A 14,431-nucleotide genomic window follows, 5' to 3' on the forward strand; every position below is an offset into this window, starting at 1 on the left:
GGATCACCGCCTGATGGCCAAGAAAGCCCCACCCAAGCGCGGCGCCAGTCGCAACACCTCGGCTCCCAAGAAACAGCCCCTGCCCGGCTGGGTCTGGCTCGCGTCGGGTCTGGCCATCGGCGCCTTCGTGGTGTTCCTGATGAAGCTCGAACCAGGCAACAAGGCGGTGCAGCGTGCCAAGCCGGAAGAAGGCCGCCCGGCCGCCACGGCGGGCAATGGCAAGTCGTCGACCGCTACCGGCAAGACCGAGGGTACGCCGCCCACGCCGATCAAGCCCAAGTACGATTTCTATACCCTGCTGCCCGAATCCGAGGTGATCGTGCCGCCGGACGCCGTGCCGCGCAATCCGGCCGCCAAGCCGACCACCCCGGCCAAAGCGGATGCCGCCGCGACCCCGGCGCAACCCGGCCAGCCGGCGACCGCGACGTCGGCCACGCCCGCGACCACCCCGGGCCAGCCGGCCGCCACGCCGCCCAAGGAAGCCACCACCAAGGCCCAGCCGCCGGTAACCCTGTTCTTCCTCCAGGCCGGTTCCTTCCGCACCCAGGCCGATGCCGACCGGGTCCGCGCCCAGATCATCATGCTCGGCCAGGACGTGCGGGTGGAGTCGGGCAAGGTCAAGGACGACACCTGGTACCGGGTACTGGTCGGTCCCTACAGCGATCGTGATCAGCTGACCCAGGCGCAGAAACAGCTCGCCGGCAGCGGCTTCAAGAATCTGTTGCTGCAGCAACGCCGCGGTCACTAGGAGTCTGCCCACGGCCTGCCGCGCGTCGGCCAGACGGTGTGAAAAGACCTCTGGAATGCCTATAACTCCGGGTCCTCAGGTTTTTTCGCCTGGTCTGGCGCTAGCTCGCCAGGCCGTGAACCGGCTCTCGCCCGGCGAATCCCCTCGCCGTGATGCTTGAAGGGCGCCGCGGCCATCCCCATATCTCCGCGTAACCGGGGCCGATGCCCCAAGCAACGCGGAGAGATTCCCTTGACCACCATCGTTTCTGTACGCCGCAACGGCAAGGTCGTGATCGGCGGCGACGGCCAGGTTTCCCTGGGCAACACCGTCATGAAAGGCAATGCCAAGAAAGTCCGGCGGCTGTACCGGGGCGAGGTGCTGGCCGGTTTCGCTGGCGGTACCGCCGACGCCTTTACCCTCTTCGAGCGCTTCGAGGCGCAACTCGAAAAGCACCAGGGTCATCTGGTCCGCGCCGCCGTCGAGCTGGCCAAGGACTGGCGCACCGACCGTGCCCTGCGCCGCCTGGAAGCCATGCTGGCGGTCGCCAACAAGGACGCCTCCCTGATCATCACCGGCAACGGCGACGTGGTGGAACCCGAAGAAGGCCTGATCGCCATGGGCTCCGGTGGCGCCTATGCCCAGGCCGCCGCCCGCGCCCTGCTCATGCATACCGACCTCAGTGCCCGCGAGATCGCCGAGACCTCGCTGAATATCGCCGGTGACATCTGCGTGTTCACCAACCGCAACCTGACCATCGAGGAGCTGGACGCGCCCCAGGCGTGATCCGGTTTAGAGACTGCCCATGTCCATGACCCCCCGCGAGATCGTCCACGAACTCAACCGCCACATCATCGGCCAGGACGACGCCAAGCGCGCCGTGGCCATCGCCCTGCGCAACCGCTGGCGGCGCATGCAGCTGCCCGTCGAGCTGCGCCCCGAGGTCACGCCCAAGAACATCCTGATGATAGGCCCCACGGGTGTGGGCAAGACCGAGATCGCCCGGCGTCTGGCCAAGCTGGCCAACGCCCCCTTCCTCAAGGTGGAAGCCACCAAGTTCACCGAGGTCGGCTATGTCGGCCGCGACGTCGAGTCCATCATCCGTGACCTGGCCGATGCCGCGGTGAAGATGCTGCGTGAACAGGAAATGGTGCGTAACCGCCATCGCGCCGAAGATGCCGCCGAAGAGCGCATCCTCGATGCCCTGCTGCCGCCGGCGCGGCCTTCGGTGGGCTTCAGCAACGAACCCCAGCCGACCGCCACCGATAGCAACACCCGTCAGCTGTTCCGCAAGCGCCTGCGCGAAGGCCAGCTGGACGACAAGGAAATCGACATCGAGGTGGCCGATGCCCCCGCTGGCGTCGAGATCATGACGCCGCCCGGCATGGAGGAGATGACCAGCCAGCTGCAGAATCTCTTCGCCGGCATGCACAAGGGCAAGACCAAGCAGCGCAAGCTCAAGGTCAAGGAAGCGCTCAAGCTGGTGCGCGACGAAGAAGCCGCGCGCCTGGTCAACGAGGAAGAACTCAAGGGCCGCGCCCTGGAAGCCGTCGAGCAGCACGGCATCGTCTTCATCGACGAGATCGACAAGGTCGCCAAGCGTGGCAACACCAGCGGTGCCGATGTTTCCCGCGAAGGGGTGCAGCGTGACCTGCTGCCGCTGATCGAGGGCTGCACCGTCAACACCAAACTGGGCATGGTCAAGACCGACCACATCCTGTTCATCGCCTCGGGTGCCTTCCACCTGTCCAAGCCCAGCGATCTGGTACCGGAGCTGCAGGGTCGTCTGCCGATTCGCGTCGAACTCAAGGCGCTGACCCCGCAGGACTTCGAGCGCATCCTCACCGAGCCCCATGCCTCCCTCACCGAGCAGTATCGCGAACTGCTCAAGACCGAGGGGCTGCTGGTGGAATTCGCCGCCGACGGCATCACCCGCATCGCCGAGATCGCCTGGCAGGTCAACGAGAAGACCGAGAACATCGGTGCCCGCCGCCTGCATACCCTGCTGGAGCGCCTGCTGGAAGAGGTGTCCTTCAGCGCCGCCGATCTCGCCGGCCAGCAGAATGGCGAACCCATCGTCATCGACGCGGCCTATGTGAACGGCCATCTGGGCGAACTGGCCCAGGACGAAGACCTGTCGCGCTATATACTGTGACGGCAGGCCTGATGCCTGGTTGATCGCGGCCATGGCTGCAACAGACCGTAGGTTGGGTTGAGACAGCTCTATAGTCGAAGCCCAACGTTGCCTGCGCCCTGAACCCATGGTGGGCTTCGCTGCGCTCAACCCAACCTACAGCGGTTGGTAGGAGCGGCCACATCGGCGGACCGTCAGGGCCGCGTTGGCCTCAAGCAAAGACTGAATCGCCGCCCAGAGAACCTCAGCATGCGTACCGCTACCGCCATCCAGCTCCACAAGGCCTCCAAGACCCTCAGCGTCAGCTATGGCGCGGAAACCTTCGAGCTGCCCGCCGAATTCCTGCGCGTGCATTCGCCCTCGGCCGAGGTCCAGGGTCACGGCAATCCGGTACTGCAGTGGGGCAAGCAGCAGGTCGGCATCAGCGCCGTGGAACCGGCGGGCCGCTACGCCATCAAGCTGACCTTCGACGACGGCCACGACAGCGGCCTGTTCAGCTGGGACTATCTCTATGAACTGGGCAGTCGCCGCGACGCGCTCTGGGCCGACTACCTGGAGCAACTGGCCCGCGCCGGCAAGACGCGGGACCCGCACGTCAGCGCGGTCAAGCTGATGCTCTAGCGCTGGCTCAGGCCGCCAGGGCCTTGTCCAGCTTGCGCTCGATTTCCTTTTCGATCTGGCCACTGAGCATCGAGAACATCATGCCCAGGGTCGCAAGTACCCGCACCCGGTCTTCACCGACCTCGATCCGCCCGTCTACGCCGCTGCGCGTGAATGTCAGGGTATCGCCTTCCCAGGCGCAGGCCACCCCATAGTCGCGCGTGAGTTTTTCCGCCAGCTGGTCGGCTTTCTGGCGAGCGCCTTCCAGGCCGAGCGAATGGCTGCGTTCGATGGTGATCTGGGACATCGGGGAACTCCGGATAAGGGGCCCTGACTATAGCGAGGGCCCGCCACGTCGCCAATCGCGAGAACCGAGCGGTCAGCCCCCGTTTTAGCCGGACATCCCGGGCGATCGGCCTGCTAGAATGCCCTCTTGTCCCTGTCCCAGGTGTAGCCCCATGAGCGATCCGCGCAAAGGCCCCGAGGCCGAATCCCAGACCCACTTCGGCTACCAGAGCGTCCCGGAGAGCCAGAAGGCTTACAAGGTCGCGGAGGTCTTCCATTCGGTGGCGGCCAAGTACGATGTGATGAACGACCTGATGTCGGCGGGCATCCACCGGCTGTGGAAGAGATTCACCATCGAACTGTCCGGCGTGCGCCGCGGCAACCGCGTACTGGACATCGCCGGCGGCACCGGTGACCTGACCAAGCAGTTCGCCCGTCTGGTCGGCCCCACCGGCGAGGTGGTCCTGGCCGACATCAACGATTCCATGCTCCGGGTCGGTCGTGATCGCCTGCTCGACGAAGGCGTCGCCAGCAATGTGCGCTTCGTCCAGGCGGATGCCGAGAAGCTACCCTTCCCCGACAACCATTTCGACTGCATCACCATCGCCTTCGGCCTGCGCAACGTCACCCACAAGGACCAGGCCCTGGCCTCGATGCTGCGCGTGCTCAAACCCGGTGGCCGGCTGCTGGTGCTGGAATTCTCCAAGCCCACCAATCCACTGGTATCCAAGGCCTATGACGCCTACTCCTTCGGCTTCCTGCCGCTGATGGGCAAGCTGGTGGCCGGTGACGCCGAAAGCTATCGCTACCTGGCGGAATCGATCCGCATGCACCCCGATCAGCAGACCCTCAAGGCCATGATGGAAGAGACCGGCTTCGCCCGGGTCACCTTCCATAACATGACCGGCGGCGTGGTCGCCCTGCATCGCGGCATCAAGCCCTGATGGCCCTCGTCACCCAGGCGTTGCTGGCCGCACTGGAGCGTGGCCTGAATCCGCTGCTGGCGCTGGATCCGGTAGCGCTGCCGCGCCTGGCCGGCCTGACCGGACGGGTGATCGCGGTCCAGCCCCGGCAACCGGCGCTGCGCCTGTACATCCTGCCCGCGGGTGACGGCCTGCACTTCGCCGCCCATCACGAGGGCGACATCGACTGCACCCTCAGCGCCCCGGCGACGCGCCTCGCTGAACTGGCTCTGGCCCGCGACAAGCAGCGCGTGCTGCACCAGCCGGACGTGCGCCTGGAGGGCGACAGCGCCCTGCTGATCGAACTGTCCGACATCCTGCAGAAGCTGGAGCTGGACTGGCAGCACGAAGTCAGTCGCTGGCTCGGCCCGCTGCCAGCCGCACTCCTGGGTGATCTGGCCCGACGCAGCCAGGCACTCGGCGAACAGACGCGTGACAGTCTGCAGCTGACGCTGTCCAACTGGCTGAACGAGGAGAGTCGTCAGCTGGTCGGCCGCCTGGAAGGCGAGGCCCGCTTCGCCGAGATCGATGCCCTGCGCCTGGACGTGGATCGTCTCGACGCTCGCCTCGCCCGCCTGGGCACCGCCCGCAACGCCAGGGATAACCCCGACGAATGAAGCTGTTCGCTGCCCTCAACCGCCTGTTGCGGATCTTCTTCGTGGTGATCCGCTATCGGCTGGACGACATCGTCTACGCCCTGCCGCTGCCCTGGTACCTGCGCGCCACCCGCTACGTGCTGCCCTGGCGCTGGCTGCCGCGGCCGAGCAAGACCCTGCCGCGCGGTGCCCGCCTGCGCCTGGCGCTGGAAGGTCTGGGACCGGTGTTCGTCAAGTTCGGCCAGATCCTCTCCACCCGGCGCGACCTCATGCCCGAGGATATCGCCGACGAACTGATGTTCCTGCAGGACAAGGTCCCGCCCTTTCCGCCGGAAAAGGCCGTGGCGCTCATCGAGTCCCAGCTTGGCGTACCCATCAAGCAGGCCTTCGCCCGCTTCGATCACCAGCCGCTGGCCTCGGCCTCGGTGGCCCAGGTCCATGCCGCCCAGTTGCGCACCGGCGAGGAAGTGGTGGTCAAGGTGGTGCGGCCCGGGTTGAAGAACATCATCAGCCAGGACATCGCCTGGCTGTTCCTGCTGGCGCGCACCGCTGAAAAGCTCTCCGCCGAAGCCCGCCGCCTGCATCCGATGGACGTGGTCAGCGACTACGAGAAGACCATCTACGACGAACTGGACCTCCTGCGCGAGGCGGCCAACTCCAGCCAGCTCAGACGCAATTTCGAGGGTTCCGAGCGCCTCTACGTGCCCCAGGTGTACTGGGACTGGTGCCGCGAGCGGGTGCTGGTCATGGAGCGCATCTACGGCATCCCGGTGACCGATCTGGCCGCCCTGCGCGACCAGGGCACGGACTTCAAGCTGCTGGCCGAGCGCGGCGTGGAGATCTTCTTCACCCAGGTGTTCCGCGACAGCTTCTTTCACGCCGACATGCACCCGGGCAACATCTTCGTCAGCACCGCCAAGCCCTGGGATCCGCTCTACATCGCCGTGGACTGCGGCATCATCGGCAGCCTGACCCCCGAGGACCAGGACTACCTGGCGCGCAACCTCTGGGCCTTCTTCCAGCGCGACTACCGCAAGGTCGCCCAGCTGCACATCGACTCTGGCTGGGTACCGGCCAACACCCAGGTCAACGAACTGGAAGCGGCCATCCGCACCGTTTGCGAGCCGATCTTCGAGAAGCCGCTCAAGGACATCTCCTTCGGCCAGCTGCTGCTGCGGCTGTTCCAGGTGGCGCGCCGTTTCAACATGGAGATCCAGCCGCAACTGGTGCTGCTGCAGAAGACCCTGCTCAACATCGAAGGGCTGGGTCGCCAGCTCTATCCGGACCTGGACCTCTGGTCCACCGCCAAGCCCTATCTGGAAAAGTGGATGCGCAAGCGGCTGAGTCCGCCGCAGGTCGCCCGCAACATCCAGCAGCAACTGGAACAGATCCCGCATCTGGCGCAGATGGCCCGCGATACCCTGGAACGCATCACCCAGCCGCATCGCAAGGATCCACCCAACCCTTGGGGCAGACGCAACGACGACTGGATCGTGCGGGTCATCGGCGCGGTCCTGCTGGTCGGTGCCGCCCAATTGGGCCTCGAACCCCAGCCCCATGCCTGGCCCGCCTGGGCCATGCTGGTCGGTGGCCTGGTTCTGGTGATCAGGCGCTGAACTCCTTAAGCTGTAACCGTCCTGTCATTTTTATCGGGCGAAATACACGCCCTCAGCCACTGGTGCCCTGCCGCTGTATTCGAGTTGCGTCTTATGCGAGGCTAGGGCCTGTTTGAAAAGTCGCCGAGCGAAGGTCAGGCAAGGCAAAAATCCGTGAGGAAGCGGAGTTTACGAACGGTAAATGAGCATTCCGAACGGATTTTTAACGCCGCATGACCGAGCGCAAGCATTTTTCGGACAGAGCCAAGTACCCTAATTCGTAGTATTGAACAGACTCATGAGCGACTGGTTAGACGAGATCCACTGGAACAGCGACGGCCTGGTACCGGCCATTGCCCAGGACCCCACCTCGGGGCGCATCCTGATGATGGCCTGGATGAACCGCGAATCCCTGGCCCTGACCGCCGCCGAAGGCCGTGCGGTCTACTGGTCGCGCTCGCGCAATCGCCTCTGGCGCAAGGGCGAGGAATCCGGTCACGTGCAGCGCGTCATCGAATTGCGCCTGGACTGCGACGCCGATGTGGTGGTACTGCAGGTGGAGCAACTGGGTGGCATCGCCTGCCACACCGGCCGGGAAAGCTGTTTCTATCGCGTGCTGCGCGATGGCCAGTGGGCAACCGTCGACCCGGTGATCAAGGATCCCCAAGCCATCTATGCCGGAGGGCACGGCCATGACTGACACCCTTGCGCGCCTGGCGCAGGTGCTGGAAGAACGCAAGCAGGCCGCTCCGGACTCCTCCTATGTGGCCAGCCTCTATCACAAGGGCCTGAACAAGATCCTGGAAAAAGTCGGCGAAGAGAGCGTCGAGACCATTCTCGCCGCCAAGGACGCCGCCATCAGTCAGCAGTACGACGACGTCATCTACGAGACCGCCGATCTCTGGTTCCACAGCCTGATCATGCTCTCGGCCCTTGGCCAGCATCCCCAGGCCGTGCTGGACGAACTGGATCGTCGTTTCGGCCTCTCCGGGCACGCCGAAAAGGCCGCCCGCACTCAATCCTGACCCCAAGCTTCGCAACGAGGAAAGACCATGGGTATCTTCGACTGGAAACACTGGCTCGTCATCCTGCTCGTCGTGGTGATCGTCTTTGGCACCAAACGCCTGAAGCATCTGGGCTCCGACGTGGGCGAGGCCATCAAGGGCTTTCGCAAGGCCATGCACACCGACGAGGACGACAAGACCGAACAGCCGGCGCCCACCGCCAGCACGGCCAACCCCAACGCCCCGCTGAATCGCCCCCAGACCTTCGATGCCGAGCACCGCAAGGTCGAAGAGCCGGTGGTGCGCAAGGACTAAGGCCCACCCATGTTCGGAATCAGCTTTCCCGAAATGATGCTGGTGGGGTTCGTCGCCTTGCTGGTGCTGGGTCCGGAACGCCTGCCAGGCGCGGCGCGCACCGCAGGCTTGTGGATCGGTCGCCTGCGGCGCAGCTTCAACAGCATCCGCCAGGAAGTGGAGCGCGAGATCGGCGCTGACGAAATTCGCCAGCAGCTGCGCAACGAGCATATCCTGTCCATGGAACAGCGCGACAACCGGCCCAAGCCTGCCGCTTCCACCCCGGAAGCCCAGACGCCGCCCGCTGCCGCTGCTCCGCCCATGCCCCAGGACGTGGTTGCCGAACGCCCGCAGGATCCGCCCCAGACGCCGCCAAGAGCACCATGAGCGACAAGCCTTCCGATCACGATGACCAGGAAATGCCCCTGGTCTCGCACCTCACCGAATTGCGCACCCGCATCCTCAGATGCGTGCTGGCGACCTTTCTGATCTTCCTCGGCCTGTTCTACTTCGCCCAGAAGATCTATGCCTTCGCCTCCGAGCCGATCCGCCGCGTCCTCCCCGAAGGCGCGACCATGATCTCCACGGACGTCACCTCCCCCTTCCTGGCGCCCTTCAAGCTGACCCTGGTGGTGTCGCTGTTCATCGCCATGCCGGTGATCCTGCACCAGGTCTGGGGCTTCGTCGCGCCCGGGCTCTATCGCCATGAGAAGAAAGTCGCCATCCCGCTGCTGATCTCCAGCATCGTGCTGTTCTACGCCGGCATGGCCTTCGCCTACTTCCTGGTGTTCCCGATCATCTTCCACTTCTTCAGCAGCATCACGCCGGAAGGCGCCATGATGATGCCGGACCTGAACGCCTATCTGGATTTCATCCTGACGCTGTTCTTCGCCTTCGGCGTGGCCTTCGAGATTCCCGTGGCCACCGTGCTGCTGATCTGGATCGGCGTGGTCGATGTGGCCTACCTGAAGAAGATCCGTCCCTACGTCATCATCGGCTGTTTCGTGGTCGGCATGATCCTGACGCCGCCGGACGTCTTCTCCCAGACCATGCTGGCCGTGCCCATGTGGCTGCTGTTCGAGATCGGCCTGCTGTTCGGTCGCTTCGTGCAGAAGCGCGAGCGCCCACTGGCCGACGAAGACGCCAGCCCTGAAGCCCAGCCGCCCGCCGAACGCCCGTGAATCTGATCCTGCTCGAAGCGGCCGACTTCACGGCCGCTGACCGGGTCGTGCTGCGCGATCCGCGCCGTCTCGCCCATCTGCGCGAGGTCCATCAGGCGGCCGCGGGTGACCGGATGCGCGTCGGCCTGCTGGATGGGCTGATGGGTATCGGCCAGATCGAGTCCCTCGACACCGGCCAGGCCTGCCTGACCGTCACCCTCGACCAGCCACCGCCGGCCAAGCTGCCGCTCACCCTGCTGCTCGCTCTGCCCCGCCCCAAGATGCTGCGCCGGGTGCTGCAGACCGTGTCCGCCATGGGGGTCGCACGCCTGGTGCTGCTCAACAGCTACCGGGTGGAAAAGAGCTTCTGGCAGACCCCCTTTCTCGAACCTGCGGCTATCGAGGAGCAACTGCGTCTGGGGCTGGAGCAGGCGCGGGACACGGTGCTGCCGGAGGTGCTGATCGAAAAGAGATTCAAGCCCTTCGTCGAGGACCGCCTGCCCGCACTGGCAGCCGGCACCCGCGGCCTGGTCGGCCATCCGGGCAGTTATCCCGCCTGCCCACGCGCCCTCAGCGAGCCCGTGACGCTGGCGATCGGCCCCGAGGGTGGCTGGATACCCTATGAGGTCGAGAAGCTACAGGAAGCCGGCCTGGCGCCCGTGCAGCTCGGTGAGCGCATCCTGCGCGTCGAGAACGCCGTACCCGCCCTCCTCGCCCGCCTGTTCTAGCTCGATTCACGGACAAAAAAAGCCCCGGTGTCTCGCGACACCGGGGCTTTTTCATGCGCGGAGCGCCTCCTCAGGAGGCGGGCCGCGGGGTCAGGCTGGCTGGACTGGCCGCGGCATCCGCCGCCGAGTCGCTGTGAGAGCGCGGTCGCAGGGTCGCATAGGCCTCGCGCCAGTTGCGATGCTCCTCGGCTTTCCAGACCTGCAGGTGCAGTTGCGCCATGCCGTCTGGATCGCTGAGCAGGCGCCATTGGTCGTCGCCCTTGGTCTTCTCCGGACCAGCGGCCAGGACCCGCGCCACCCGCTCTTCGCGCAGCCGGCGGGCCGGCTCCACCACCTTGCCGTGGCGACCGCGGGCCATGCCGATGGCCAGGGCATTGAGCACCGGATCGACAGTCGCGCGCAGGAAGCCCTTGGTCAGGGCGTTGCGGTTGTTCAGGTGCAGGTACTCGTCGGTCGCCACCAGCTCGCGCGGCGGAGCGTACTCTTCCGGGATCAGGAACAGGTGATGCCGGCGACTGCCCAGCCCCAGGTTGGTACGGCTGGAAATCACCGACACCGGCGCCGACAGGATCAGCGACACCACGATGGGCGACAGCCACCAGAGGAAACGCGGATCCAGCCAGGCCACGCCGGCGGTCCAGATCAGACCGAGCAGCATCTGCGAACCATGACGACGGAAGGCTTCGCTCCAGGGCGTGTCGTTGTCGTCACGCTGAGGCGAATTCCACTGCACCGACCAGCCGAGGAAGGCGGCGGTCACGAACACCGTGTGGAACAGCATCCGCACCGGTGCCAGCAGCACCGAGAAGAGCATTTCCAGCATCATGGAGAGGAACAGTCGCAGTCCCCCGCCGAATTCCTTGGCGCCCTTGGCGATGATCAGCACCACGCTGAGCAGCTTGGGCAGGAACAGCAGGATCAGGGTGGTGGAGAACAGCGCGATGGCCTGCTCGGGATGCCACTGGGGCCAGACCGGGAACAGCTGCCGTGGCTGGAAGAAGTACTGGGGCTCCAGCAGCTTGTGGATCGCCAGCAGCGCCGTGGACAGCACCAGGAAGAGGAACCACAGCGGCGCCGACAGGTAGGACATCACCCCGGTCAGGAACACCGCACGGTGCACTGGGTGCATGCCCTTGACCAGGAACAGCCGGAAGTTCATCAGGTTGCCATGGCACCAGCGGCGGTCGCGCTTGAGTTCGTCCAGCAGGTTGGGCGGCAACTCTTCGTAGCTGCCCGGCAGGTCGTAGGCGATCCACACGCCCCAGCCGGAACGGCGCATCAGCGCGGCTTCGACAAAGTCGTGGGAGAGAATCGCGCCGGCGAAGGAGCCCGTGCCTGGCAACGGAGCCAGAGCACAATGGTCGATGAACGGCTTGACCCGGATGATCGCGTTGTGACCCCAGTAGTGGGATTCACCCAGCTGCCAGAAATGCAGGCCGGCGGTGAACAGCGGTCCGTACACCCGGGTGGCGAACTGCTGCAGGCGCGCGTACAGGGTATCCATGCCGGACGCCTTGGGCGCGGTCTGGATGATGCCGGCACGGGGATTGGCTTCCATCAGACGGACCAGACTGGCCAGGCACTCGCCGCTCATCACGCTGTCGGCGTCGAGCACCACCATGTACTTGTACTGGCTGCCCCAGCGACGGCAGAAGTCGTCGATGTTGCCGCTCTTACGCTTCACCCGACGCCGACGGCGGCGATAGAAGATGTGGCCGAAGCCACCGACCTCGCGGCACAGCTCCAGCCAGGCCTTCTCTTCGGCCACGCACTTGTCCGGATCGTTGCTGTCGCTGAGGATGAAGAAGTCGAAGTGCTCCAGCTCGCCACTGGCACGGACCGACTCGTAGGTGGCTCTCAGACCGGCGAAGACCCGCGGAACGTCTTCGTTGGCGATGGGCATCACCAGGGCGGTACGCGACTGGGGATCAATCGGCTCGGTACCGGTGGAGCTGGCCGAGATGCTGTACTTGTCGCGCCCGCTGAGCAGTTGCCAGAAGCCCATCAGGGCGGTCCAGAAACCGGCGGACACCCAGCAGAACAGCAAGGCGAAGAGCAGCAGGATGCTGGTCTGCACCACATAGGGCAGCACCTGGCGAATGGATTCGCCCCAGCCCTGACTGTAGATCTCGCTGAGATCGACCAGCGCCCAGCCCTGATAGGGCAGCACGGCCTTCATGTACCAGGTGGCGATGCCGGTCTGTACCAGCATCAGGATCAACAGGATGAAGCGCCGGAAGGACCCTACCTTGCGCCAGTGCGCATGGGCATCGGCTTCCGGATCGGGTTGCCAGCGACTATGGTCCTTGCGGCCGAGCAGGCGCTTCCAGCTCCGCGCCACGGGATTGGTGCGCCAGGGATCGGGCACCATCATGGAGCGGGTCATGGGCGGGGTGGCCTTGATGAACACCCGACCCTGGGCATCGCTGCCCAGCAGCTCGCCATCGTCCAGGGTATCGTCCCAACCGGCGGCCAGGCGTGCCTCGGTGGAAGCGATCACCGCGTCGGCGCCCTGGGCACCTTCGCCGCGGGCACCGGCCAGTTGCCGGTGCAGCGACTCGACGTCGGCCGTCTGGTCCAGCACCTGCCGTTGCCCGGCGGGCAACGGCAGGTGTTCGAGGTAGTCGCCAGCAGCGGCGACCGAGGTATCGCGGGTGGTGTTATTCATTGGCAGGTAGCTGGTAAGTCCAGGTTTCGCTGAGCGGTTTGTCACCCTGGGCGAGGTTGGCGCGCATTTCCACCGGCTTGGTCTGATCCTTGACCTTGAGTCTCAGGGTCAGGCGATAGCCTTTGGTAACCGGGTTGTAGCGCACAGAGTTCTCGACCAGTTCACCGTTGGCGTCCAGGCTGACCTGGGAGCCGACCTGCGAATCCTCGGGCAGATCGTCGAGATTCGGCCCTTCGAAGTCGATGATGTAGGCCAGGCTGCCATCGGTCTGGCGCACCAGGTTGGACTGACGCACGTCGCCGGTGGACAGGCGGGTCTGGGCGACCCAGGCCAGGTCCTTGGTGTGCAGGTTGGGTTCGTCGGTGGTGAAGTGCAGGCGATAGCTGACATCGATCGGCTGGCCCTTCTCTGGCAGGGTGTCCGGCGTCCAGAAGGCCACGATGTTGTCGTTGGTCTCGTCCGGGGTGGGGATTTCCACCAGTTCGACGTGCCCCTTGCCCCAGTCGCCCTTGGGCTCTACCCAGCCGCTGGGACGCTTGTCATAACGCTCGTCCAGGTCCTGGTACTTGTAGAACTCGTGACCACGCTGCAACAGACCGAAGCCGCGCGGATTCTCGATGGTGTAGGTGCTGACCGACAGGCGGCGCGGGTTGTTCAGCGGACGCCACAGCCACTCGCCATTGCCGGCATGGATCGCCAGACCATTGGAGTCGTGCAGCGCCGGCCGGTAGTTGACCTGGGCGCTCGGCTGGTTGGGGCCGAACAGGTACATGCTGGTCAGCGGCGCGATGCCGAGCTTGTTGACGTTGTCGCGCAGGAACACCTTGGCTTCGACGTCGACGGTGCTGTCCTTGCCAGGCGTCAGCACGAAGCGATAGGCACCGGTGGCCCGCGGCGAATCGAGCAGTGCATAGATCACCAGGTTGCGACGATCCGACTGGGGCTGTTCGACCCAGAATTCGGTGAAGCGCGGGAATTCCTCGCCGGACGGCAGGGCGGTGTCGATGGCCAGGCCACGGGCGGACAGGCCATAGACCTGGTTCTTGCCGATCACGCGGAAATAGCTGGCACCGAGCATGGTCATCAGCTCGTCATGCTTGTCCGCCTTGTTCAGCGGATAGAGCACCTTGAAACCGGCGAAGCCGAGATCCTTGAGCTGGGCCTGGTCGATCTGCAGGTTGCCGAAGTTGAACATCGAGGGATCGTATTTGATCTCCTCGACGTTGTTGGCGGTGACCTCGTTGATCTTCACCGGCACGCTGTAGTGCATGCCCTCGTGATAGAAATTCAGCCGGAAGGGCGTCTTGGCATCCTTCCAGTAGGCCTTGTCCTGATTGAAGGTGATCTGCTGATAATCGGCATACTTCATGCCGCTGAAGGATGCGGGCAGGTTGCTCTTGGGCGCGACGAATTTCTGGCCGGAGAGTTCTTTGGCTTTGGCGGCCACGTCGTCCAGGCTGAAGGCCAGGGCCTGGGCACTGAAGAGACCCAGTGCGACGGAGAGCCCGATCAGGGCGAAGCCCTGCTTGCCCGGCTTAACTTTGGAATGAGATAACACGCAGCCTCCTAAATCAGCGTACGAATACGTTCGGCGACCGGTGGTCGCGAAACGGATAGGCAGAGGTCCGACTCCCGCAAGGGTCAATGATTCCCCAGTTGGACGACCGTTCAAACTCGA

Annotated in this window: 16 protein-coding genes; 13 read left to right on the top strand and 3 right to left on the bottom strand. The window is 64.9% G+C overall.

All coding sequences use genetic code 11. From position 1 onward, the window contains the following. Positions 1-10 precede the first annotated feature (10 nt). From BMZ43_RS13325 to BMZ43_RS13340, 4 genes are all read left to right on the top strand, one after another. Entirely contained in the window at positions 11-748 is a 738-nt protein-coding gene (locus BMZ43_RS13325) for an SPOR domain-containing protein (protein ID WP_093254213.1), read from the top strand. A gap of 231 nt (positions 749-979) precedes the next feature. Beyond that, a complete protein-coding gene (gene hslV / locus BMZ43_RS13330; protein ID WP_017641034.1) occupies positions 980-1,513 on the top strand; it encodes an ATP-dependent protease subunit HslV in 534 nt (177 codons plus the stop codon). A 19-nt stretch (positions 1,514-1,532) separates the two neighbouring features. Then, positions 1,533-2,882: an ATP-dependent protease ATPase subunit HslU gene (gene hslU / locus BMZ43_RS13335; protein WP_068384945.1), complete on the top strand. Its 1,350-nt coding sequence runs from the start codon at positions 1,533-1,535 to the stop codon at positions 2,880-2,882. A 228-nt stretch (positions 2,883-3,110) separates the two neighbouring features. After that, positions 3,111-3,482, top strand: a complete 372-nt coding sequence (locus BMZ43_RS13340) for a gamma-butyrobetaine hydroxylase family protein (protein ID WP_093254218.1) — start codon at positions 3,111-3,113, stop codon at positions 3,480-3,482. A gap of 7 nt (positions 3,483-3,489) precedes the next feature. Here the strand turns inward: BMZ43_RS13340 and BMZ43_RS13345 are convergent, their stop codons facing one another. Further along, on the bottom strand, positions 3,490-3,768 hold the full coding sequence (locus BMZ43_RS13345) for a polyhydroxyalkanoic acid system family protein (protein ID WP_017641037.1): 279 nt from the start codon (positions 3,766-3,768) through the stop codon (positions 3,490-3,492). A gap of 151 nt (positions 3,769-3,919) precedes the next feature. Here BMZ43_RS13345 and ubiE point away from each other — a divergent pair, with 151 nt between their 5' ends. The 9 genes from ubiE (at position 3,920) to BMZ43_RS13390 (ending at position 10,085) form a co-directional block, all read left to right on the top strand. After that, positions 3,920-4,690, top strand: a complete 771-nt coding sequence (gene ubiE, locus BMZ43_RS13350; protein ID WP_017641038.1) for a bifunctional demethylmenaquinone methyltransferase/2-methoxy-6-polyprenyl-1,4-benzoquinol methylase UbiE — start codon at positions 3,920-3,922, stop codon at positions 4,688-4,690. Continuing rightward, positions 4,690-5,325: a ubiquinone biosynthesis accessory factor UbiJ gene (locus tag BMZ43_RS13355; RefSeq protein ID WP_093254224.1), complete on the top strand. Its 636-nt coding sequence runs from the start codon at positions 4,690-4,692 to the stop codon at positions 5,323-5,325. Before ubiE ends, BMZ43_RS13355 begins: the two co-directional genes overlap by 1 nt. Continuing rightward, on the top strand, positions 5,322-6,920 hold the full coding sequence (gene ubiB / locus BMZ43_RS13360; RefSeq protein WP_017641040.1) for a ubiquinone biosynthesis regulatory protein kinase UbiB: 1,599 nt from the start codon (positions 5,322-5,324) through the stop codon (positions 6,918-6,920). Before BMZ43_RS13355 ends, ubiB begins: the two co-directional genes overlap by 4 nt. Positions 6,921-7,197: 277 nt before the next feature. Continuing rightward, the gene (gene hisI, locus BMZ43_RS13365) at positions 7,198-7,599 is read left to right on the top strand and encodes a phosphoribosyl-AMP cyclohydrolase (protein ID WP_093254229.1); all 402 of its coding nucleotides are present in this window, start codon (positions 7,198-7,200) and stop codon (positions 7,597-7,599) included. Further along, entirely contained in the window at positions 7,592-7,924 is a 333-nt protein-coding gene (locus tag BMZ43_RS13370) for a phosphoribosyl-ATP diphosphatase (protein WP_007161606.1), read from the top strand. Before hisI ends, BMZ43_RS13370 begins: the two co-directional genes overlap by 8 nt. A gap of 27 nt (positions 7,925-7,951) precedes the next feature. After that, positions 7,952-8,218 carry a twin-arginine translocase TatA/TatE family subunit gene (locus tag BMZ43_RS13375; RefSeq protein WP_093254234.1) on the top strand — a complete coding sequence of 89 codons (267 nt, stop codon included), beginning with the start codon at positions 7,952-7,954 and terminating at the stop codon, positions 8,216-8,218. 9 nt (positions 8,219-8,227) lie between these two features. Beyond that, positions 8,228-8,584 carry a Sec-independent protein translocase protein TatB gene (gene tatB, locus BMZ43_RS13380; protein WP_093254239.1) on the top strand — a complete coding sequence of 119 codons (357 nt, stop codon included), beginning with the start codon at positions 8,228-8,230 and terminating at the stop codon, positions 8,582-8,584. Beyond that, positions 8,581-9,378, top strand: a complete 798-nt coding sequence (gene tatC / locus BMZ43_RS13385; protein WP_093254243.1) for a twin-arginine translocase subunit TatC — start codon at positions 8,581-8,583, stop codon at positions 9,376-9,378. The genes tatB and tatC overlap by 4 nt, the downstream gene beginning before the upstream one ends. Continuing rightward, the gene (locus BMZ43_RS13390) at positions 9,375-10,085 is read left to right on the top strand and encodes a 16S rRNA (uracil(1498)-N(3))-methyltransferase (protein WP_064309275.1); all 711 of its coding nucleotides are present in this window, start codon (positions 9,375-9,377) and stop codon (positions 10,083-10,085) included. Before tatC ends, BMZ43_RS13390 begins: the two co-directional genes overlap by 4 nt. 70 nt (positions 10,086-10,155) lie before the next feature. On the opposite strand, the gene mdoH is transcribed toward BMZ43_RS13390, so the two are convergent. Next, a complete protein-coding gene (gene mdoH, locus BMZ43_RS13395; protein ID WP_064309276.1) occupies positions 10,156-12,753 on the bottom strand; it encodes a glucans biosynthesis glucosyltransferase MdoH in 2,598 nt (865 codons plus the stop codon). Then, positions 12,746-14,266, bottom strand: coding sequence for a glucan biosynthesis protein G (locus BMZ43_RS13400; RefSeq protein ID WP_178121676.1), 1,521 nt, complete (start codon positions 14,264-14,266; stop codon positions 12,746-12,748). Before BMZ43_RS13400 ends, mdoH begins: the two co-directional genes overlap by 8 nt. Between the last annotated feature and the right edge of the window lie 165 nt (positions 14,267-14,431).

This window comes from Pseudomonas sp. Snoq117.2, from assembly GCF_900110545.1.
Classification (GTDB): domain Bacteria; phylum Pseudomonadota; class Gammaproteobacteria; order Pseudomonadales; family Pseudomonadaceae; genus Chryseomonas; species Chryseomonas benzopyrenica.

Bases quoted from the DNA above. Each gene is read 5' to 3' on its own strand.
- hslU (WP_068384945.1), top strand. From the start codon at position 1,533: ATGTCCATGACCCCCCGCGAGATCGTCCACGAACTCAACCGCCACATC.
- BMZ43_RS13340 (WP_093254218.1), top strand. From the start codon at position 3,111: ATGCGTACCGCTACCGCCATCCAGCTCCACAAGGCCTCCAAGACCCTC.
- BMZ43_RS13345 (WP_017641037.1), bottom strand. From the start codon at position 3,768: ATGTCCCAGATCACCATCGAACGCAGCCATTCGCTCGGCCTGGAAGGC.
- ubiE (WP_017641038.1), top strand. From the start codon at position 3,920: ATGAGCGATCCGCGCAAAGGCCCCGAGGCCGAATCCCAGACCCACTTC.
- BMZ43_RS13355 (WP_093254224.1), top strand. From the start codon at position 4,690: ATGGCCCTCGTCACCCAGGCGTTGCTGGCCGCACTGGAGCGTGGCCTG.
- ubiB (WP_017641040.1), top strand. From the start codon at position 5,322: ATGAAGCTGTTCGCTGCCCTCAACCGCCTGTTGCGGATCTTCTTCGTG.
- hisI (WP_093254229.1), top strand. From the start codon at position 7,198: ATGAGCGACTGGTTAGACGAGATCCACTGGAACAGCGACGGCCTGGTA.
- BMZ43_RS13370 (WP_007161606.1), top strand. From the start codon at position 7,592: ATGACTGACACCCTTGCGCGCCTGGCGCAGGTGCTGGAAGAACGCAAG.
- BMZ43_RS13375 (WP_093254234.1), top strand. From the start codon at position 7,952: ATGGGTATCTTCGACTGGAAACACTGGCTCGTCATCCTGCTCGTCGTG.
- tatB (WP_093254239.1), top strand. From the start codon at position 8,228: ATGTTCGGAATCAGCTTTCCCGAAATGATGCTGGTGGGGTTCGTCGCC.
- tatC (WP_093254243.1), top strand. From the start codon at position 8,581: ATGAGCGACAAGCCTTCCGATCACGATGACCAGGAAATGCCCCTGGTC.
- mdoH (WP_064309276.1), bottom strand. From the start codon at position 12,753: ATGAATAACACCACCCGCGATACCTCGGTCGCCGCTGCTGGCGACTAC.